At 64.8% G+C, this 19,451-nt stretch carries 14 protein-coding genes; 11 read left to right on the top strand and 3 right to left on the bottom strand.

From position 1 onward, the window contains the following. The first annotated feature begins 72 nt into the window (after positions 1-72). The 6 genes from AC1POX_RS10360 to rpfC all read left to right on the top strand — a co-directional run bounded on the left by AC1POX_RS10360 (position 73) and on the right by rpfC (position 8,209). Complete coding sequence (locus AC1POX_RS10360; RefSeq protein WP_033478479.1) at positions 73-1,020, top strand: LytTR family DNA-binding domain-containing protein; 948 nt, start codon at positions 73-75, stop codon at positions 1,018-1,020. A 246-nt stretch (positions 1,021-1,266) separates the two neighbouring features. Beyond that, positions 1,267-2,392, top strand: a protein-coding gene (gene prfB / locus AC1POX_RS10365) for a peptide chain release factor 2 (RefSeq protein ID WP_104613799.1) whose coding sequence is annotated in 2 segments (ribosomal slippage) — positions 1,267-1,341 and positions 1,343-2,392 — 1,125 coding nt in all. Because the reading frame shifts where the segments join, the coding sequence is not laid out codon by codon here. Between the two features lie 203 nt (positions 2,393-2,595). Beyond that, positions 2,596-4,113: a lysine--tRNA ligase gene (gene lysS, locus AC1POX_RS10370; protein WP_338334436.1), complete on the top strand. Its 1,518-nt coding sequence runs from the start codon at positions 2,596-2,598 to the stop codon at positions 4,111-4,113. Positions 4,114-4,253: 140 nt separating this feature from the next. Next, complete coding sequence (rpfG, locus tag AC1POX_RS10375; protein WP_007963604.1) at positions 4,254-5,390, top strand: cyclic di-GMP phosphodiesterase response regulator RpfG; 1,137 nt, start codon at positions 4,254-4,256, stop codon at positions 5,388-5,390. A 1-nt stretch (position 5,391) separates the two neighbouring features. Further along, positions 5,392-6,021, top strand: a complete 630-nt coding sequence (locus AC1POX_RS10380; protein WP_218488548.1) for an RpfH protein — start codon at positions 5,392-5,394, stop codon at positions 6,019-6,021. 7 nt (positions 6,022-6,028) lie between these two features. Then, positions 6,029-8,209 carry a sensor histidine kinase RpfC gene (gene rpfC, locus AC1POX_RS10385; protein ID WP_011347214.1) on the top strand — a complete coding sequence of 727 codons (2,181 nt, stop codon included), beginning with the start codon at positions 6,029-6,031 and terminating at the stop codon, positions 8,207-8,209. 12 nt (positions 8,210-8,221) lie between these two features. Here the strand turns inward: rpfC and rpfF are convergent, their stop codons facing one another. Beyond that, positions 8,222-9,091 carry a diffusible signal factor synthase RpfF gene (rpfF, locus tag AC1POX_RS10390; RefSeq protein ID WP_008571490.1) on the bottom strand — a complete coding sequence of 290 codons (870 nt, stop codon included), beginning with the start codon at positions 9,089-9,091 and terminating at the stop codon, positions 8,222-8,224. 176 nt (positions 9,092-9,267) lie between these two features. Then, a complete protein-coding gene (gene rpfB / locus AC1POX_RS10395; protein ID WP_218195675.1) occupies positions 9,268-10,950 on the bottom strand; it encodes a fatty acyl-CoA ligase RpfB in 1,683 nt (560 codons plus the stop codon). A 97-nt stretch (positions 10,951-11,047) separates the two neighbouring features. On the opposite strand from rpfB, the gene AC1POX_RS10400 reads away from it, so the two are divergent. Beyond that, a complete protein-coding gene (locus AC1POX_RS10400; protein WP_372357064.1) occupies positions 11,048-11,497 on the top strand; it encodes a hypothetical protein in 450 nt (149 codons plus the stop codon). Positions 11,498-11,906: 409 nt separating this feature from the next. On the opposite strand, the gene acnA is transcribed toward AC1POX_RS10400, so the two are convergent. Next, entirely contained in the window at positions 11,907-14,675 is a 2,769-nt protein-coding gene (gene acnA / locus AC1POX_RS10405; protein WP_008571493.1) for an aconitate hydratase AcnA, read from the bottom strand. A gap of 147 nt (positions 14,676-14,822) precedes the next feature. On the opposite strand from acnA, the gene AC1POX_RS10410 reads away from it, so the two are divergent. The 4 genes from AC1POX_RS10410 (at position 14,823) to AC1POX_RS10425 (ending at position 19,160) form a co-directional block, all read left to right on the top strand. Further along, positions 14,823-15,071 (top strand): AbrB/MazE/SpoVT family DNA-binding domain-containing protein, encoded by a 249-nt coding sequence (locus tag AC1POX_RS10410; protein WP_003486316.1) that lies wholly within the window; start codon positions 14,823-14,825, stop codon positions 15,069-15,071. Next, a complete protein-coding gene (locus tag AC1POX_RS10415; protein ID WP_008571495.1) occupies positions 15,068-15,478 on the top strand; it encodes a type II toxin-antitoxin system VapC family toxin in 411 nt (136 codons plus the stop codon). Before AC1POX_RS10410 ends, AC1POX_RS10415 begins: the two co-directional genes overlap by 4 nt. Before the next feature lie 50 nt (positions 15,479-15,528). Further along, on the top strand, positions 15,529-18,120 hold the full coding sequence (gene acnB / locus AC1POX_RS10420) for a bifunctional aconitate hydratase 2/2-methylisocitrate dehydratase (protein WP_277572057.1): 2,592 nt from the start codon (positions 15,529-15,531) through the stop codon (positions 18,118-18,120). Between the two features lie 194 nt (positions 18,121-18,314). Beyond that, positions 18,315-19,160, top strand: a complete 846-nt coding sequence (locus AC1POX_RS10425) for an alpha/beta fold hydrolase (RefSeq protein WP_014090072.1) — start codon at positions 18,315-18,317, stop codon at positions 19,158-19,160. Positions 19,161-19,451: the final 291 nt, after the last annotated feature.

The following is a 19,451-nucleotide window of genomic DNA, read 5'->3' on the forward strand; positions in this document are numbered from 1 at the left end:
GACCAGTCGTGCCCACCCGGGGACGAATCGGGATGGCAGGGATGGCGGTTTCGCCTTGCCGCGCAGGCCTCTATGATCGGCAGCTGCCAACAGCGGACGTGTGCAATGCAATCGACCGGGACGCGCCCGCCAATCCTCCACGACAGCGCCAGCCGCGCTGCCACACGCTGGGCGGTGGTGATCTGGTCGCTGGTGTTCTATCTGAGCGCGCTGGGCAACGTCTGGACCGCCTGGCTTGCCGCGCGCCGCGATGGCCAGCCCATCGTGGTGTGGCAGGTGCTGAGCTGGGAGCTGAGCAGCGCCACCGCAGCGCTGCTGCTGTTGCCGGCGGTGGTGTGGCTGTGCGCACGCTGGCCGTTGCATGCCGATGTCTGGGTGCGACGCCTGCCGGCGTATGTGATGGCTGCATTGGGCTGGTGGCTGCTGCATGTCGCCGGCATGGTGGTGCTGCGCATGCTGGTCTATGCCCTGGCCGGCGCACACTACGATTTCGGCGGCTGGCTGCAGTGGGTCTACGAGCTGTCCAAGGACCTGCGCACCTTTGCGCTGCTGGTGGCGGTGCAGCACACACTGGCCTGGTACGCACGGCGGCGTCAGGGCGAGGCGCACCTGCTCGCCGCACCTGACGAAGGCCCGCCAGTGGAGCCGCTGGATCGCCCGGAGCGTTTTCTGGTGCGCAAGCTGGGACGCGATTTCCTGGTCGCGACCGCCGATATCGAGTGGATCCAGGCCTCGGGCAACTACGTCAACCTGCATGTGCGCGGTCACGATTACCCGTTGCGCAGCACCATGGCGGCAATCGAGGCGAAGCTGGACCCGGCCGTGTTCGTGCGCATCCACCGCAGCTATCTGGTCAATCTGGGGCAGGTGCAGGCGATCGAGCCGTCCGATTCCGGCGACGCGCGCGTCCATCTGCGCGATGCCAGCGTGCTGCCGTGCAGTCGCAGTCACCTGGCAGGTCTGCGGACCCATGCCGGGCAGGGCGCTGCTGCTCCGAGACCTGACGCACTGGTGGTCTAACCCCTGCTGCGCGCCCGGGGTGACCAGCGTCTGGTCCCAACTTCGTCCCTGGCCCAGGCGCCGCCAGGTCGCAGCTGCTGCGACACCGACGCGCGACGGTGGCCATCGACGGAACCTGCGTTCGCGCGTGGCAGCCAGGCGCCTGGGGTGTGGCGGGTGTTGCAGCGCGCGCGGCCACGGTTCCACCGCGTTCCGCCGTCGCCGCCCGCTTGCTAAACTATCCCGCTTGTTTGCCGGAAGTCCGTCATGATCGAAACCAATCCGATCCGCCAGCGCATCACCGATCTCAACGATCGCGTGCTCTCGCTCAGGGGGTATCTTTGACTACGACGCCAAGAAAGAGCGTCTAGAGGAAGTCAGCCGGGAGCTCGAAAGCCCGGATGTGTGGAACGACGCCGAACGCGCGCAGGCCCTGGGCCGCGAGCGGTCGATGCTGGAAAAGACCGTGATCGGCATTGCCGATGTGCTGTCGGGCCTGGCCGATGCAGGCGACCTGCTGGAGCTGGCCGAGAGCGAACAGGACGAAGACACTGCGTTGGCGGTGATCGCCGATCTGGACAACTACCAGGCGCATGTCGAAAAGCTGGAATTCCAGCGCATGTTCTCCGGCCAGATGGACAGCGCCAACGCGTTCGTCGACATCCAGGCTGGCGCCGGCGGCACCGAGGCGCAGGACTGGGCCGAAATCCTGCTGCGCATGTATCTGCGCTGGGCCGAATCGCGCGGCTGGAAAACCGAGCTGATGGAAGTCTCCGGTGGCGAAGTGGCGGGCATCAAGTCGGCCACCGTGCGCATCGAGGGCGAATACGCCTACGGCTGGTTGAAGACCGAGATCGGCGTGCATCGGCTGGTGCGCAAATCGCCGTTCGACTCGGACAACCGCCGGCATACCAGCTTCACCTCGGTGTTCGTGTCGCCGGAAGTGGACGACAACATCGAGATCGACATCAACCCGGCCGACCTGCGTACCGACGTGTATCGCTCCTCCGGTGCCGGTGGTCAGCACGTCAACAAGACCGAATCGGCGGTGCGTATCACCCACATCCCGACCAATACCGTGGTCGCTTGCCAGACCGGTCGCAGCCAGCACCAGAACCGCGACAACGCGATGAAGATGCTGGCCGCCAAGTTGTACGAACTGGAAGTGCAGAAGCGCAACGCCGAGAAGGACGCCTTGGAAGCGACCAAGTCCGACATCGGCTGGGGCAGCCAGATCCGCAATTACGTGCTCGACCAGAGCCGCATCAAGGACCTGCGCACCGGCATCGAACGCAGCGATACGCAGAAGGTGCTCGACGGTGACCTGGACGAATTCGTCGAGGCCAGCCTGAAGGCCGGTCTGGCAGCAGGTTCCAAACGCCTGGACGCCTGACCGCCGCGCCAGGTCGCCGTTGCGACGGCATCCTGGCACATCGCTGCAGTGCCTGTGACGCAGCGTTGCCAATGCGATGCGGCTTTCGGGTAACCCGGTGACCGCGTGCCTTCGTCACGTCATCGTTGTAAATAAGCGTGCCGGCACCGCCGGTTCCTCATTCCCCCGGGCACCCGCCCGACCCAAGCAGACCGATCCCCGCCATGACCGAGCAGACCCCCGCGCCGCAGATCCCCGCCGACGAGAACAGCCTCATCGCCGAGCGTCGCGCGAAACTGGGCGCGTTGCGCGGGCAGGGCATCGCCTACCCGAACGACTTCGTGCGCGAACACTTCGCCGGCGACCTGCAGGCAGAATTCGCCGACGCCGACACCTGGACCCCTGAAGCGCTGGAAGCCAGCGGGCGCACGGTCAGGATGGCTGGCCGCCTGATGGCCAAGCGGGTGATGGGCAAGGCCAGCTTTGCGCAGATCCAGGACGAATCCGGGCGTGTGCAGCTGTTCCTGCAGGGCAATGTGCTCGGCGATGCCTATACCGCGTTCAAGGGCTGGGATGTGGGCGACATCGTGGCGGTGGAGGGTGGGCTCACCCGCACCAAGACCGGCGAACTGTCGGTCAAGGCCGGCGCGCTGCGCCTGCTGACCAAGTCGCTGCGCCCGTTGCCGGACAAGTGGCATGGCCTGTCGGACGTGGAGCAGCGTTACCGCCAGCGGTATGTCGACCTGATCGTGACGCCCGAAGCGCGCGAGGTCTTCATCAAGCGCTCCAAGATCATCCGCGCCATGCGCGCCTGGCTGGACGCGCGCCGCTTCCTGGAAGTGGAAACGCCGATGATGCATTACATCCCCGGCGGCGCCGCGGCCAAGCCGTTCACCACCCACCACAATGCGCTGGACCTGGATCTGTACCTGCGCGTTGCCCCCGAGCTGTATCTCAAGCGTCTGGTGGTCGGTGGGCTGGAGCGTGTCTACGAGATCAACCGCAACTTCCGCAACGAAGGCGTGTCGACCCGGCACAACCCCGAGTTCACCATGCTCGAGCTCTACGAGGCCTATGCCACGTACCACCAGATCATGGACCTGACCGAGCAGGTGATCCGAGACACCGCACAGACGGTGCTGGGGACCACCCAGGTGAGCTGGGATGGCGCCGATATCGATCTGGCGCCGGCTTTCCGGCGCTGGCGCATGGATGAGGCCGTTCGCCACCACAATCCGGAGATCAGCGCCGCCGACTGCACCGACCGGGAGGCGCTGCTGCGCCATTGCGAGCGGCTGAAGATCCGGGTCAAGCCGTCCTACGGCTGGGGCAAGCTGCTGCTGGAGATCTTCGAAGCCACCGTCGAGCACACCTTGGTGCAGCCGACCTTCATCACCGACCACCCGGTCGAAGTGTCGCCGCTGGCGCGTTCCAGCGACACCGAGCCGGGGTACACCGACCGCTTCGAGCTGTTCATCAACGGCAAGGAGCTGGCCAACGGCTTCTCCGAGCTCAATGACCCCGAAGACCAGGCCGCACGTTTCCAGGCGCAGGTGCAGGCCAAGGACGGTGGCGACGACGAAGCGATGCATTTCGATGCCGATTACATCCGTGCGTTGGAGTACGGCATGGCGCCGACCGGCGGCCTGGGCATCGGGATCGACCGTCTGGTGATGCTGCTGACCGGCAGCACCTCGATCCGCGATGTCCTGCTGTTCCCGTATATGCGTCCGGAAGCCTGATTTTTTTGTGCCGGCGGTGTGCCGACGGCACAGATACTGCATATGCTAGGGCGGAGCCTCGAACAGCGTATCGTTCGGGGGAGTCGGCACAGGGGCCGGCGTCATCGCTTTTCCGTTCTCGAGATAGAGGAGCAACGGCTATGCAGGATGTTTTAGGGGGTCCGGGCGGCGCATTGTCGACGGATACATGGGGAAGCTGGGCGGAAAAGGCGGATCTGGGATTGAACATCGTCATTGTCGATGACCAGATGTCCGCGCGAACGATGCTGCGCCATGTCATCGAGGACATTGCGCCGGAGCTCAAGGTCTACGACTTCGGCGATCCGCTCGACGCCCTGGCCTGGTGCGAAGCCGGGCGCGTGGACTTGTTGCTGCTGGACTACCGCATGCCGGGCATGGACGGTCTGGAATTCGCGCGTCGGCTGCGCCGGCTGCCCAGCCATCGTGATATTCCGATCATCCTGATCACCATCGTGGGCGATGAGCCGATTCGTCAGGCGGCGCTGGAAGCCGGCGTGATCGACTTCCTGGTCAAGCCGATCCGTCCGCGCGAGTTGCGGGCGCGCTGCTCCAACCTGCTGCAGCTGCGCCAGCAGAGCGAAAGCGTCAAGCAACGCGCGTTGTCGCTGGAGCAGCGCCTGCTGGCCAGCATGAACGAGGTCGAAGAGCGCGAGCGCGAAACCCTGTCGCGGCTTGCGCGCGCGATCGAGTATCGCGATTCGGGCACCAGCGCGTTCCTGGAGCGCATGTCGCACGTGGCCGGCCTGATCGCCGAGCAACTGGGGCTGTCGGAAGAGGAGGTGCGCATCATCGAGATGGCCGCACCGCTGCACGACATGGGCAAGATCGCCATTCCCGATTCGGTGCTGCTCAAGCCCGGCAAGCTTACCGATGACGAAATGAGCGTGATGCGGCGCCATCCGCGCATCGGCTACGAGCTGCTCAGCGGCAGCCAGAACCGTTTCATCCAGGTCGGCGCGTTGATTGCGCTGCGTCACCACGAACGTTATGACGGCACCGGTTATCCGGATGGCCTGGTCGGTGAGGCGATTCCGCTGGAAGCGCGCATCGTCGCAGTGGCGGATGTGTTCGACGCCTTGCTGTCGCCGCGCCCGTACAAGGAGGCCTGGACCATGGACGCCGCGCTGGCCTATCTGTATGCCCAACGTGGCCGCCTGTTCGACCCGCGCTGCGTGGATGCCTTGTTGCGCGGCCGCGCGCAGTTGGAGCAGATCTGTGGCGAGTTCTCCACCGCATCGGCGCGACCCGGGGTGTGAGGTGAGGGCGGCGCTTGCCCAGCTGCGTCGGCGACTCGCACGGCGCCCCGACAGCGAGCACGGTCAGGCGTTGGTGCGCATCGTGATGCTCTGGCTGATCCTGGCCTACACGCTGGTCTGCGCCCCGCATTGGCAACTGAGCGATGGCCATCTGCAGCGATTGCTGTGCCTGGTCGCGATCGGGCACGGTGGGGCATTGCTGCTGTTTGCGTGGATCGTTGCGAAGCCGCGGCCCTCGCACCTGCGCCGGACGCTCGGCATGCTGGCGGACTATGGCCTGCTCAGTCTGGCGATGACCTGGTTCGCCGCTCCGATGGCCTGCCTGTACGTGGTGGTGATGTGGGTCACGATCGGCAATGGCTTGCGCTTTGGCAGGCATGCACTGCACACGGCGGTGGCCATGGCCGTGCTCAGTTTTGGCGCGACGCTTGCCAATAGCCCATATTGGCAACAGCGGATCGAGCTCGGGATCGCCCTGTTGGCGGCGCTGGTGGTCATTCCTCTGTCGTTGTTGCGGCTGATGCAGGACAGTGCCGATGCCGCTGCGCGTATCGCCGCGTATGCCCATGGCGCCGATGCTGCAGGACCGCGCGGCCCACTTTCATCCCCATCGAAGCGACCGCAGGTCTGAGGCGTCTATGAAGTCTCCATTGCCATGGTTGAAGCGGCGTCTTTCGGGGCGGGCGGATTCGGAACACGCGCAGAACCTGATCCGCATCATCATCACCACGCTGTTCATTTCTTACCTGGGGTGGCGCTACCACCACACCCATGGCGATACGCTGATGGCCACCTGGTTGATCCTGGTCGGCGAGCTGGTGGTGTCGCTGGGGCTGATGGTGGCGATCCTGCTGCGGCCGCACGTGTCGCACACGCGTCGCCTGATCGGCATGGTGCTCGACTACACCTGCACCGGCGCAATCATGGCAATCCAGGGCGAACCGGCTTCGCCGCTGTATGCGGTCTGCATGTGGGTGACCATCGGCAATGGCTTGCGCTACGGCAGTCCCTATCTGCGTGCCGCCACGGCGATGGCCAGCCTGAGTTTTCTCAGCGCGATCCTGATTTCGCCTTACTGGAAGGCCAATCCCTATCTGAGCTGGGGATTGTTGCTGGGCTTGATCGCCGTGCCGCTGTACTTCGACTCGTTGTTGCGTGCGATGACGCGCGCGGTACGCGAGGCGCGGCATGCCAACCAGGCCAAGAGCCGTTTCCTGGCCAATATGAGTCACGAATTCCGCACCCCGTTGAATGGGTTGTCGGGTATGACCGAAGTGCTGGCCACCACGCGTCTGGATGCAGAGCAGAAGGAATGCCTGAATACCATCCAGGCCTCGGCGCGCAGCCTGCTGTCGCTGGTGGAAGAAGTGCTCGATATTTCTGCGATCGAGGCTGGCAAGATCCGCATCGATCGCCGCGATTTCTCGCTGCGCGAGATGATCGGCTCGGTCAACATGATCCTGCAGCCGCAGGCCAAGACACGCGGACTGGATTACGCTACCGAGGTGGCCACCGACGTACCGGACCTGCTCAAGGGCGACACCGGCCATCTGCGCCAGGTGTTGCTCAACCTGTTGGGTAATGCGGTCAAGTTCACCGAGCACGGGCATGTGCTGCTGCGGGTCGCGCGGGTTTCCGGCAATGGTGCCGACACGATGCGGCTGCGTTTCGATGTCGAAGACAGCGGCATCGGCGTGCCGATGGACATGCGTCCGCGCCTGTTCGAGGCGTTCGAGCAGGCGGACGTGGGTTTGTCGCGCCGCTATGAAGGTACCGGCCTGGGGACCACGATCGCCAAGGGCCTGGTCGAGGCCATGGGCGGCGCGATTGGCTTTGCGCCCAATCCATCCGGCGGCAGCGTGTTCTGGTTCGAGCTACCGCTGGAGATCGGCGTATTGGAGACGGCGGCGCCGGCTCGCTCGCCGGTCGGGGCGTTGCTGGAGACTCCCGACGAGCTGGAAGCCTCCAACGTCATCGCCTTTTCCAACCCGTTTCTGCGTCACCGCGCGCGCGTGCGCAGCATGCGCATGCTGGTGGCCGACGACCATGAAGCCAATCGCATGGTGTTGCAGCGATTGCTGGAGAAGGCAGGGCATAAGGTGGCGTGCGTCAACGGCGCCGAGCAGGTGCTGGACGCGATGGCCGAGGAGGATTTCGATGCGGTGATCGTGGATCTGCATATGCCGGGCATGAGCGGCCTGGACATGCTCAAGCAGTTGCGCGTGATGCAGGCCAGCGGCATGCGCTACACCCCGGTGGTGGTGCTCAGTGCCGACGTCACGCCAGAAGCGATCCGCGCCTGCGAACAAGCTGGCGCACGCGCGTTCCTGGCCAAGCCCGTGGTGGCTGCCAAGCTGCTCGATACGCTGGCCGAACTCGCCGTCAGCACCCGTGCGCTGGCGACGCCTGCGACGGTGGTGCAGGCATCGACCAGTTTCGAAGGCGTGCTCGATGCCAGCGTGCTGGACGAACTGGCGGCGTTGGGCATGGGCGAAGAATTCGAACGTCAGTTCGTCCGGCAGTGTCTGGATGATGCGCACAACTGCGTGGGCGCGATCGAGCGCGATGGCACGCGCTCGGATTGGGAGCAATTGCGCGAAAGCGCCCACGCATTGCGCGGCGTTGCCAGCAATCTGGGGCTGGCCCAACTGGCCGGCAGTGGCGGTGAGCTGATGCGCATGGCCGATTGGCAGCTGCAGGCCGAATGGCGACAGCGGCTGTCGGCGTTGCGCGACCAATTGCAGACCGGAAAGGATGCACTCGCCGCGCGCGTACAAAGCGCCAACGACGACGAGCGCTCCCCCCGGAGTAGTGAATAGCCCGCCGACGCATCAGCCGGCGTCAAGCCCTGAGCGGCGCGATTGCGCGCGAACCAGACGGTCCATGGTGCGCAATGACTTTTCGCCCAACTGCATCGCCGTATCGACCCAGATTTCGGTGATTCGCATCATTTCCTGCAGCGGCACCGCCGTGGTCATTTCGCGCACTTGCTGCATTGCCGCCCAGGCATGCGGCGTGCGCTTGCTTTCGCGGATCACTTGTTCGACCGCCGCCACGCCCTGACCGCGCGGCACGACGCGATCGACCAGGCCCATGCCGAGCAACTCCTCGGCGGAATACAGATTGCCTTCGAGCATGATTTTTTGCGCCAGTTGCGCACTGACACGCTGGCACATGAAAGAGTAGGCGCCCATCCCCGGGAACAGGTCGAACAGCACTTCGGGCAATCCCATCATCACCCCTTCCTCGGCGACGATGGTGTGGCAGCTCAACGCCGCTTCGAATCCGCCGCCGAGGGCATTGCCCTGCACCAGGGCGATGCTGTGCGCGCGTGCGCCCAGGCCGACATGGAACGCGTGCACACCGCGTACACAGCGTTGGGCGTAATCAAGCAGTCGAGCACGGTCGCCTTCGCGAATGAGTTGACAGAACAGCGCCAGATCGCCGCCCAGGTTGAACACATCGCTGTCCGATGCCAGCACCACGTGCGGAGCCAGCACGCCGGCGTTGTTCAGGCGTTGACCAAGGTTGGTCTGATAGCCGGTAATGTCGTCGACCAGGCGCGTCGAAAAGCAGGCACGCCCCGGGTTTGTGGCCAGGTCGGCATGCATATGGATCCAGTACACGTCACGCTGCGGTTCTTCGATGATGCGTAGGGTCGAGCCGATGTTGGTGCGAATGAAGGGTTGAACTGCAGACATGGTGGTTCTCCGTGATGACCGTCCGGCCGGCAGCCTTTCGGACGGAGATGAGGTTGAACGCGTGAGCGTGCGCCGACATCGGATTCTATGCGTGCAAAAGCGAACGCCCGCAAGGCCTTGCGGCAATGCGGGCGTCAAAGAAGGCTGAACGCCTTCGGGCTGCGGTATAAGCGGTATTACGTCTTCGGCGCGTCCCGTAATTCGCGGCGCAGGATCTTGCCCACGTTGGTCTTGGGCAACTCCTTGCGGAATTCGATCACCCGCGGCTGCTTGTAGCCGGTGAGGTTGGCGCGGCAATGCGCCTTCACATCGTCGGCCGTCAGGGCCGGGTCCTTCTTCACGATGACCGCCTTGACGATCTCGCCGGACTTGTCATCCGGCACGCCCACGGCGGCCACTTCCAGCACGCCGGGCATTTCGGCGATCACGTCCTCGATCTCGTTGGGGTACACGTTGAAGCCGGACACCAGGATCATGTCCTTCTTGCGATCGACGATGTAGACGAAGCCCTGTGCGTCCATGCGCGCGATGTCGCCGGTATGCAGCCAGCCTTGGGCATCCATGACCTTGGCGGTTTCATCGGGTTTCTTCCAGTAGCCCTTCATGACCTGCGGGCCCCTGATGCACAGCTCGCCGATCTCGCCCAGGAGCAGTTCCGCGCCGGCGTCGTCCTTGATGCAGGCATCGGTGGACGGAATCGGCAGGCCGATCGAACCGTTGTAGTCCTTCAGGTCCATCGGGTTGATGCACGCGGCCGGCGAGGTTTCGGTCAGGCCGTAGGCTTCGACCAGGGTCAGGCCGGTGACTTTCTTCCAGCGCTCGGCGACCGAACGCTGGACGGCCATGCCGCCGCCAAGGGTCATCTTGAGCGAGGAAAAATCCACCTGATCGAATCCGGGCGTATTGAGCAGCCCGTTGAACAGCGTGTTGACGCCGGTGAACGCGGTGAAGCGGGTCTTTTTCAGCTCCTTGACGAAGCCTGGCATGTCGCGCGGGTTGCTGATCAGGTGGTTGCAGCCGCCGATCTTCATGAAGACCAGGCCGTTCGCGGTCAATGCGAAGATGTGGTACAGCGGCAGCGCGGTGATCACCACTTCGTGGCCTTCTTCCAGCTTGCCGGTACCCGCCAGCCACTGGTGCGCCTGCTGCATGTTGGCTACCAGATTGCGGTGGGTCAGCATTGCGCCCTTGGCCACGCCGGTGGTGCCGCCGGTGTACTGCAGGAAAGCGATGTCGTCGGGTTCGATCTGCAGCGTCGGCACGCGGTGCTTGCGGCCCAGCGCCAGCGCCTCGCGGAAGCGAATCGCGCCATTGATGCGGTAATCGGGCACCAGCTTCTTGACGTACTTGACCACGAAGTTGAGCAGTGCCGCCTTCGGGAAGCCCAGCATGTCGCCCAGGCCGGTGGTGATGACTTGCCTGACCGGCGTGTCGGCGATGACCTGCTGCACGGTGGTGCCGAAGTTGTCGATGACCACCAGCACGCTGGCGCCGGAGTCGATCAACTGATGCTTGAGTTCGCGCGGGGTGTACAGCGGATTGACGTTGACCACGGTCAGACCGGCACGCAGCACGCCGAAGGTCGCGATGGGGTATTGCAGGCAGTTGGGCATCATCAAGGCGACGCGGTCGCCTTTCTTCAACTGCAGCTCGCCAAGCAGGTAGGCGGCGAATTGCTCGACCAGCTGATCCGCCTCGCGGTAGGTGATGGTCTTGCCGAAGCTATGGTACGCAGGCCGGTCGGCGAAGCGTTTCACGGAGGTGGCAAACACCTCGGCCACCGTGCGGAACTGCTCAAGATCGATTTCGGCGGCAACGCCGGCCGGATAACTTTGCAACCAAGGACGTGCCTGATTCATCTGCCCCCCTCCAGGGTGTTCTCGACGCGCCGCAGTGTGTTCCACGGCGTGACAACAGCTGGCAGCATACCGTCATGGATGGAAAAGGCGAAGCGTGATGCAGAGCAGCATTCAAGTGTCGTGGCGCCTGGCGTGGATGGGGTTTTGCATGCTGGTCTTGCTCGGGTGCACGCGTGCTGCGCCGGAACAACGTCTGCGCGCCACGCTGGAGCAGATGCATCAGGCGATCGAGGCGCGCGAGAGCGGTGATGCGATGGCGCCGGTGGCCGAGGATTTTGTTGGCGAACATGGGCTGGACGCCGCCGGGTTACGGCGCTTGATGCAAGTGCAGATGCTGGGCAATCAACAGCTCGGCGTGACCATGGGGCCGGTCGATGTGGCACTGCGCGGTGATACCGCCACGGTGCGCTTCACCGCGCTGTTGACCGGCGGCAACGGGCGCTGGGTGCCCGATCAGGCGCAGACCTATCAGGTCACCACCGGTTGGCGATTGCAGGGCAGCGACTGGCAGCTGTACCACGCGCAATGGGTGCCGGCAGCGCGTTGACCGCGCCGATGCAGTGGAACGCGGCTGCCGCTTGGTGCGGTAGGACGCATGGCGCCAGGGCATGGAGGGGGCGTGAGGCATCTGGCCTAAGCGCATATCGCCCGGTGACGCCGGCCCGTGGCGCCAAGGTGGAAGGTGGTCCTCCAGCTGGCCGCCGTTGGCTGGGCAATACAGCCTGTTGCCGCCTTCTTCTGCGCCAAATATCTCGCTGGTGAGATCGATGTCCGTGTGCCGGCGATGGCATCGGTCACCACCAACGGCGGAGGAGGGAATTCAGTTCGACGTCGGGATGCACGCGTCCTTTGTTCACCGCCGCGTGATCGCCGTTTTTTTTTTGAGAGGCCGGAAACGCCACTCCCGCCGAGCGGCGGGAGTGCGTTGCATCGTTGCAGCGCAATGCGCGCTGTGGTCAGGCTGCCTTGCGTGCCGCCAGCTGCCGCAGCACATACTGCAGCAAGCCGCCGTGCTTGAAGTACTCCACTTCCTTGGGTGTCAGCAGCAGCACCTTGACCTGGAACTGCTTGACGCTGCCGTCGGACTTTTTCGCATTGACGGTGGCACGACGGCTGGCGCCGTCCTGCAGGCCGGTGATGTCCAGCACTTCTGAGCCATCCAGGCCAAGCGTCTGTGCGTTTTCGTTTTCCAGAAACTGCAAGGGCAGCACGCCCATGCCCACCAGATTGGAGCGATGGATACGCTCGAAGCTTTCGGCGATCACGGCCTTGACTCCGAGCAGGTTGGTGCCCTTGGCCGCCCAGTCGCGCGAGGAGCCGGTGCCGTATTCCTTGCCGGCCAGCACCACCAGCGGCACGCCGTCGGCCTTGTACTTCATTGCGGCATCGTAGATGGCCAACTTTTCCGGCTGGCCGCCGCCGGCTGGGTAATACAGCGTGTTGCCGCCTTCTTCGCCGCCGAACATCAGGTTCTTGATGCGGATGTTGGCGAAGGTGCCGCGTACCATCACATCGTCGTTGCCGCGGCGGCTGCCGTAGCTGTTGAAGTCGGCCGGCTGCACGCCGCGTTCCTGCAGGAAGCGGCCTGCCGGCGAATCCTTCTTGATGTTGCCGGCCGGCGAAATGTGGTCGGTGGTGATCGAATCGCCGAACAGGCCCATGATGCGTGCGCCGTGCACGTCGTCCACGTTGCCCACCTGCATGGTCATGCCGTCGAAGTAGGGTGGGTTCTTGATGTAGGTCGAGGCTTCGTCCCACGCGTAAAGCGCGCCATCGGGCGAGGCGATGGTGTTCCAGCGCGTGTCGCCCTTGAACACGTCGGCATAGTTCTGCTTGAACATCTCCGGGCCGACGGTGGCGGCGATGGTGTCGCCGATTTCCTTGTTGCTCGGCCAGATGTCGCGCAGATACACCGGCTGCCCATCGCTGCCGGTGCCCAGCGGCTCGGTGGTGAGGTCGATGTCGGTGGTGCCGGCGATGGCATAGGCCACCACCAGCGGCGGCGAGGCCAGATAATTCATCTTGACCTCGGGGTGTACGCGGCCTTCGAAGTTGCGGTTGCCCGACAGCACCGAGGTCACCACCAGATCGTCCTTGGCAATGGCCGCAGACACGTCTTCCGGCAGCGGGCCGGAGTTGCCGATGCAGGTGGTGCAGCCGTAGCCCACCACGTAGAAGCCAAGCTTTTCCAGGTCGGTGAGCACGCCGGCCTTTTCAAGATAGTCGGTGACCACGCGCGAACCTGGCCCGAGCGAGGTCTTGACCCACGGCTGCGCCTTCAGGCCCTTGGCCGCCGCGTTACGCGCGAGCAGGCCGGCGCCCAGCATCACCGCGGGGTTGGAGGTGTTGGTGCAGGAGGTGATCGCGGCGATGACCACCGAGCCATCGCGCAGCTGCCAACCCGCACCGCTGGCGCCGGCGCTTTCTGCCTGCGACGCCTTCGCACCGACGGCGGTGCCGCCGCCACCTTCGTTCTTGAGGCGGTCTTCCTGCTTGAGATCGGCCAGCTTCTTGCTGCGCGCGTCGGCGAACGGCTTGAGGCTTTCGCGGTAGTTGGACTGCATGTCTTCCAGCAGCACGCGGTCCTGCGGGCGCTTGGGGCCGGCCAGCGACGGCTTGACCTGGCCCATGTCCAGTTCCAGCGTGGCGCTGTACCGGGCGGGCGGGGTAGTGGCGTCGTGCCACAGGCCCTGCGCCTTGGCATAGGCCTCGACCAATGCAATCTGCTCCTCGCTACGGCCGGACAGGCGCAGGTAGGTCAGGGACTCCTCATCGACCGGGAAGATGCCGCAGGTGGCGCCGTATTCGGGCGCCATGTTGCCGATGGTGGCGCGGTCGGCCAGCGGCAGGTGCTGCAGGCCGTCACCATAGAACTCGACGAACTTGCCCACCACCCCGAGCTTGCGCAGCATCTGGGTGACCGTCAGCACCAGGTCGGTGGCAGTGGCGCCCTCGGGCAACTTGCCGGTGAGCTTGAAGCCCACGACCTGCGGGATCAGCATCGACGACGGCTGCCCCAGCATGGCCGCTTCCGCCTCGATGCCGCCCACGCCCCAGCCCAGCACGCCGATGCCGTTGATCATGGTGGTGTGGCTGTCGGTACCGAACACGGTGTCGGGGTAGGCGACCAGCGTGCCGTCCTTCTCGGCGCTCATCACCACGCGCGCCAGGTTTTCCAGGTTCACCTGGTGCACGATGCCGGTGTTGGGCGGCACCACCTTGAAGTTCTCGAACGCCTTCTGGCCCCAGCGCAGGAAGCCGTAGCGTTCCTGGTTGCGCTGGAATTCGATCTTGCCGTTGAGGTCGAGCGCGTCCGGCTTGCCGAATACATCGACCTGCACGGAGTGGTCGATGACCAGTTCGGAAGGAATCTGCGGGTTGATCTGGTCGGCATTGCCGCCGAGCTTGACCACCGCATCGCGCATGGCGGCCAGGTCCACCACGCAGGGCACGCCGGTGAAGTCCTGGAGTACCACGCGCGCCGGCATGAAGGCGATTTCGATATCGGGCTCGGCGGTGGGGTCCCACTTGGCAACCGCTTCGATGTGGTCCTTGCCGACGGTCACGCCGCCGTCTTCATGACGTAGCAGGTTCTCCAGCAGGATCTTCATCGAATAGGGCAGGTGGCCGATATCGAAGCGTTCGCCCAGCTTCGGCAGGCTGTAGTACGCGTAGCGCTTGCCGTGGACCTCAAGTGAGGTGCGAGTGGAAAAGGAATCGCTCATGCATCACTCCTATGGCATCGAAGGCTTTAGGTAGGTGCCCATTCTGAGCGATTCAGTGTGTACGTACGGTGTGTCCAGACCGATCTGCCAACTTGAGTAGGGCGGTGCAAGTACGTATCATGTGTGCATACTTTCTGGAGCATGCTCATGGAAGCCACCGTTGCCGAACGCGGACAGATCACGCTGCCGAAGGCCGTGCGCGATGCCCTGGGCCTGACCAAGGGCACCACGTTGAAGATCGAGCTCGACGGCGGGCGCATCATCCTGCGCAAGGACGTCAGCGAGGCGCTGCGCAAGGTGCGCGGCAAGTTCAAGCTGGTCGACGGCCTGACCAGCACCGATGCGGCCATGCGCGTGATCCGTGGCCGCGCCCCCGGGGACCCGTTCGACCCATGATCGCCCTGGATTCCTCGGTCCTGCTGGACATCCTGATCGGCGACCCGGTCTATGGCGAAGTGTCGGAGGTCTGCATCGGCGACGCGCTGGCGCGCGACGAAGTGGTGGTCTGCGACGCGGTGGTGGCCGAGGTGCTGGCCATGCTCGACACCCAGGTCGACCTGATGGAAACCCTGGCCTCGATCGGCGTGCGCTACGAGGCCACCCAGGAAGCGGCGGCAGTGCGCGCCGGCCATATGAACAAGCGCTTTCGCGCGCGCGGCGGCAAGCGTGAGCGGGTGGTGGCCGACTTCCTGATCGGCGCCCACGCCATGCTCCAGTGCGACGGGTTGATCACCCGCGACGAGGGCTTCTTCCGCGATTACTTCAAGGGTTTGAAGATCATCGTTCCCAAACCCGCACCCTGATCCACGTTCGCGCTTTACCACCTTCACCGCTGCTTTTTTGGAGAACCCGCATGTTGGAAGCCTATCGCCACCACGTTGCAGAGCGCGCCGCGCTCGGTATCCCGCCGCTGCCGCTGACCGCGCAGCAGACCGCCGAGGTCATCGAGCTGTTGAAGGCTCCGCCGGCTGGCGAGGAAGAATTCCTGGTCGAGCTGCTCAGCCAGCGCGTGCCGGCCGGCGTCGACGACGCTGCCAAGGTCAAGGCCTCGTACCTGGCCGCGGTTGCCTTCGGCACCGAGACCACCGCGCTGATCAGCCCCACCCGCGCCACCGAGCTGCTCGGCACCATGCTGGGCGGCTACAACATCCAGCCGCTGATCGACCTGCTGGACAACGCCGAGCTGGGCGCCACTGCCGCCGAAGCGCTCAAGCACACCTTGCTGGTGTTCGATGCGTTCCACGACGTGCAGGAAAAGGCGCAAGCCGGTAACGCGCACGCCAAGGCCGTGCTGCAGAGCTGGGCCGATGCCGAGTGGTTCACCAGCAAGCCGGAAGTGCCGCAGAGCCTGACCGTGACCGTGTTCAAGGTGCCGGGCGAAACCAATACCGACGACCTGTCGCCGGCGCCGGATGCGACCACCCGTCCGGACATCCCGCTGCATGCGCTGGCCATGTTGAAGAACAAGCGCGACGGCGCGGCGTTCGAGCCGGAAGAAGACGGCAAGCGCGGCCCGATCCAGGCCATTGCCGACCTCAAGGCCAAGGGCCATCTGGTGGCCTACGTGGGCGACGTGGTCGGTACCGGTTCCTCGCGCAAGTCGGCGACCAACTCGGTGCTGTGGTGGACCGGCGAGGACATTCCGTACATCCCCAACAAGCGCTTCGGCGGCGTGTGCCTGGGCAGCAAGATCGCCCCGATCTTCTACAACACCATGGAAGACGCCGGCGCCTTGCCGATCGAGCTGGACGTCTCGCAGATGGAGCACGGCGATGTGGTCGAGCTGCGTCCGTACGACGGCAAGGCGCTGAAGGACGGGCAGGTGATCGCCGAGTTCGCAATGAAGTCGGACGTGCTGTTCGACGAAGTGCGCGCCGGCGGCCGCATTCCGCTGATCGTCGGCCGTGGCCTCACCGCCAAGGCGCGCGAATTCCTGGGCCTGCCGGCGTCGGACCTGTTCCGCCTGCCGATGGACCCGCCGGACACCGGCAAGGGCTTCTCGCTGGCGCAGAAGATGGTCGGCCGCGCCTGCGGGCTGCCGGAAGGCCAGGGCATGCGCCCGGGCACCTATTGCGAGCCGAAGATGACCTCGGTGGGTTCGCAGGACACCACCGGCCCGATGACCCGCGACGAGCTGAAGGACCTGGCCTGCCTGGGCTTCTCGGCCGACCTGGTGATGCAGTCGTTCTGCCACACCGCCGCCTATCCGAAGCCGGTGGACGTCAAGACCCACCACACCTTGCCCGAGTTCATCTCCACCCGCGGCGGCGTCTCGCTGCGTCCGGGCGACGGCGTGATCCACAGCTGGCTCAATCGCATGCTGCTGCCCGACACCGTGGGCACCGGCGGCGACTCGCACACCCGCTTCCCGATCGGCATTTCGTTCCCGGCCGGCTCCGGCCTGGTGGCCTTCGCCGCCGCCACCGGGGTGATGCCGCTGGACATGCCCGAGAGCGTGCTGGTGCGCTTCAAGGGGCAGATGCAGCCGGGCGTGACCTTGCGTGACCTGGTCAACGCGATCCCGCTGTACGCGATCAAGCAGGGCCTGCTGACCGTGGCCAAGCAGGGCAAGAAGAACATCTTCTCCGGCCGCATCCTGGAAATCGAAGGCTTGCCGAACCTGAAGGTGGAGCAGGCGTTCGAACTCTCCGACGCCTCGGCCGAGCGTTCGGCGGCCGGTTGCACCGTGCACCTGGATAAGGCGCCGATCATCGAGTACCTGACCAGCAACATCACCCTGCTGCGCTGGATGATTGCCGAGGGCTATGCCGATGCGCGCACCCTGGGCCGCCGCATCAAGAAGATGGAAGACTGGCTGGCTGACCCGCAGCTGCTGCAGCCCGATGCCGACGCCGAATACGCGGCGGTCATCGAGATCGACCTGGCCGATATCCATGAGCCGATCGTGGCCTGCCCGAACGACCCGGACGACGTGAAGACGCTGTCGGAAGTGGCCGGCGCGGCCATCGACGAAGTATTCATCGGCTCGTGCATGACCAACATCGGTCACTTCCGTGCCGCGGCCAAGCTGCTGGAAGGCAAGCGCGACATCCCGACCCGCCTGTGGGTGGCACCGCCGACCAAGATGGACGCCTCCGAGCTGACCAAGGAAGGCCATTACGGCACCTTCGGCGCGGCCGGTGCGCGCATGGAAATGCCGGGCTGCTCGCTGTGCATGGGTAACCAGGCGCAGGCACGCGAGGGCGCCACGGTGTTCTCGACCTCCACGCGTAATTTCCCGAACCGGTTGGGCCGCAATACCAACGTGTACCTGGGCTCGGCGGAACTGGCGGCAATCTGCTCGCGCCTGGGCCGCATTCCGACCAAGGACGAGTACATGGCGGATGTCGGCGTGATCAAGACCAGTGGCGATCAGATCTACCGCTACATGAACTTCGATCAGATCCAGGAATATCAGAACGTGGCAGAGACCGTCGCCGCCTGATTCTTCCGGCAGGTTTGCTGTCCCGAAATGCCCGGCACTGCCGGGCATTTCGCTTTTCGGGCAATGGTTTCGTGTAGTCGTCACGATGCCCGGCGTTAAAGCAAATACCAGCTGACTGGATTGTGGCATTGCAACAAAAATCTGAAGTGCGCAGGTCTAGAGTCCCGCCGCTCTACCACTGCCCGTTGATGCCCATGCCCACTTGCACAATCTCCGGTCAAACCCTGCATTACACGCAACATGGCCGCGGTTTCCCGGTCTTGCTCGGCCACAGCTATCTCTGGGACGCTGCGATGTGGGAGCCGCAGATCCAGGCGCTGTCGCAGCATTACCAGGTCATCGTTCCCGAGCTATGGGGACACGGGCAGTCAGGTCCGTTGCCGCACGGCACGCAGCAGATCGGCGATCTTGCCGGGCACATGCTGGCCCTGCTGGACGCACTGAAGTTGCCGCAGTGCGCGGTGGTCGGCCTGTCGGTGGGCGGCATGTGGGCCGCCGAGCTTGCCCTGATGGCGCCGGAGCGCGTGCGCAGCCTGGTGTTGATGGACACCTTCCTGGGCGCCGAGCCAGCCGCCACGCGTGCGCGCTATTTCGGCCTGCTTGATGCCATCGAGACGGCCGGGCAGGTGACGCCTGCGCTGATCGAGGCGATCGTGCCGATCTTCTTCCGCCCCGGTATCGATCTGAGCTCGGCATTGCCGGCCGCCTTCGCGCAGCGTCTGGCGGCGATGTCGGCCGAGCAGTTGCGCGCATCCATCGTGCCGCTGGGCCGGCTGATCTTCGGCCGAGCCGACCGCCTGGATGCCCTGTCCGCGCTGGATCCGGCCAATACCTTCCTGCTCGGTGGCGCCGAGGACATTCCGCGCCCGCCCGAAGAGGTGTGGATGATGGCCGAGGCAATCTGTTGCGATTACGAGCTGATCCCGGACGCAGGCCATATCGCCTCGCTGGAAAACCCGGCCTTCGTCAACGCGCAGTTGCTGGGATGGCTGAAGCGGACGGTGGGTGAGACCGAGGTGGAGCTGATGCGAGTGGGATGAGGGTAATGACCTCGCCCGACGTGGGATAAGGCGACTGGTTCCTTCTCGCCGCCTCACTTTCTTACGGACAGGAGGCGGGCCTGAAGCGCGCTCTCGTTGGAGATGGCTGAAGCGCCGCCGTTGTCAGGATGATGTTTCCCTTCTCCGGTCGGGACACTATCCTTCTTTATGGAGGAGAAGGTGCCCGCGGGGCGGATGCGGGTACGGGTACGGCGTCGGCACGATGCGTGGTTGGCCGTACCCTCACCCCAACCCCCTCCCGCGGGGAGAGGGGCTTAAAGCCCTCTTTCG

Source organism: Xanthomonas sp. NCPPB 3442 (genome assembly GCF_056725145.1).

Excerpts from the sequence above, each read along its gene's own strand:
- acnA (WP_008571493.1), bottom strand. The coding sequence starts at position 14,675 with ATGAGCGATTCCTTTTCCACTCGCACCTCACTTGAGGTCCACGGCAAG.
- AC1POX_RS10360 (WP_033478479.1), top strand. The coding sequence starts at position 73 with ATGATCGGCAGCTGCCAACAGCGGACGTGTGCAATGCAATCGACCGGG.
- AC1POX_RS10400 (WP_372357064.1), top strand. The coding sequence starts at position 11,048 with ATGCAGAGCAGCATTCAAGTGTCGTGGCGCCTGGCGTGGATGGGGTTT.
- AC1POX_RS10415 (WP_008571495.1), top strand. The coding sequence starts at position 15,068 with ATGATCGCCCTGGATTCCTCGGTCCTGCTGGACATCCTGATCGGCGAC.
- AC1POX_RS10410 (WP_003486316.1), top strand. The coding sequence starts at position 14,823 with ATGGAAGCCACCGTTGCCGAACGCGGACAGATCACGCTGCCGAAGGCC.
- AC1POX_RS10425 (WP_014090072.1), top strand. The coding sequence starts at position 18,315 with ATGCCCACTTGCACAATCTCCGGTCAAACCCTGCATTACACGCAACAT.
- rpfB (WP_218195675.1), bottom strand. The coding sequence starts at position 10,950 with ATGAATCAGGCACGTCCTTGGTTGCAAAGTTATCCGGCCGGCGTTGCC.
- acnB (WP_277572057.1), top strand. The coding sequence starts at position 15,529 with ATGTTGGAAGCCTATCGCCACCACGTTGCAGAGCGCGCCGCGCTCGGT.
- rpfC (WP_011347214.1), top strand. The coding sequence starts at position 6,029 with ATGAAGTCTCCATTGCCATGGTTGAAGCGGCGTCTTTCGGGGCGGGCG.
- lysS (WP_338334436.1), top strand. The coding sequence starts at position 2,596 with ATGACCGAGCAGACCCCCGCGCCGCAGATCCCCGCCGACGAGAACAGC.
- rpfG (WP_007963604.1), top strand. The coding sequence starts at position 4,254 with ATGCAGGATGTTTTAGGGGGTCCGGGCGGCGCATTGTCGACGGATACA.
- rpfF (WP_008571490.1), bottom strand. The coding sequence starts at position 9,091 with ATGTCTGCAGTTCAACCCTTCATTCGCACCAACATCGGCTCGACCCTA.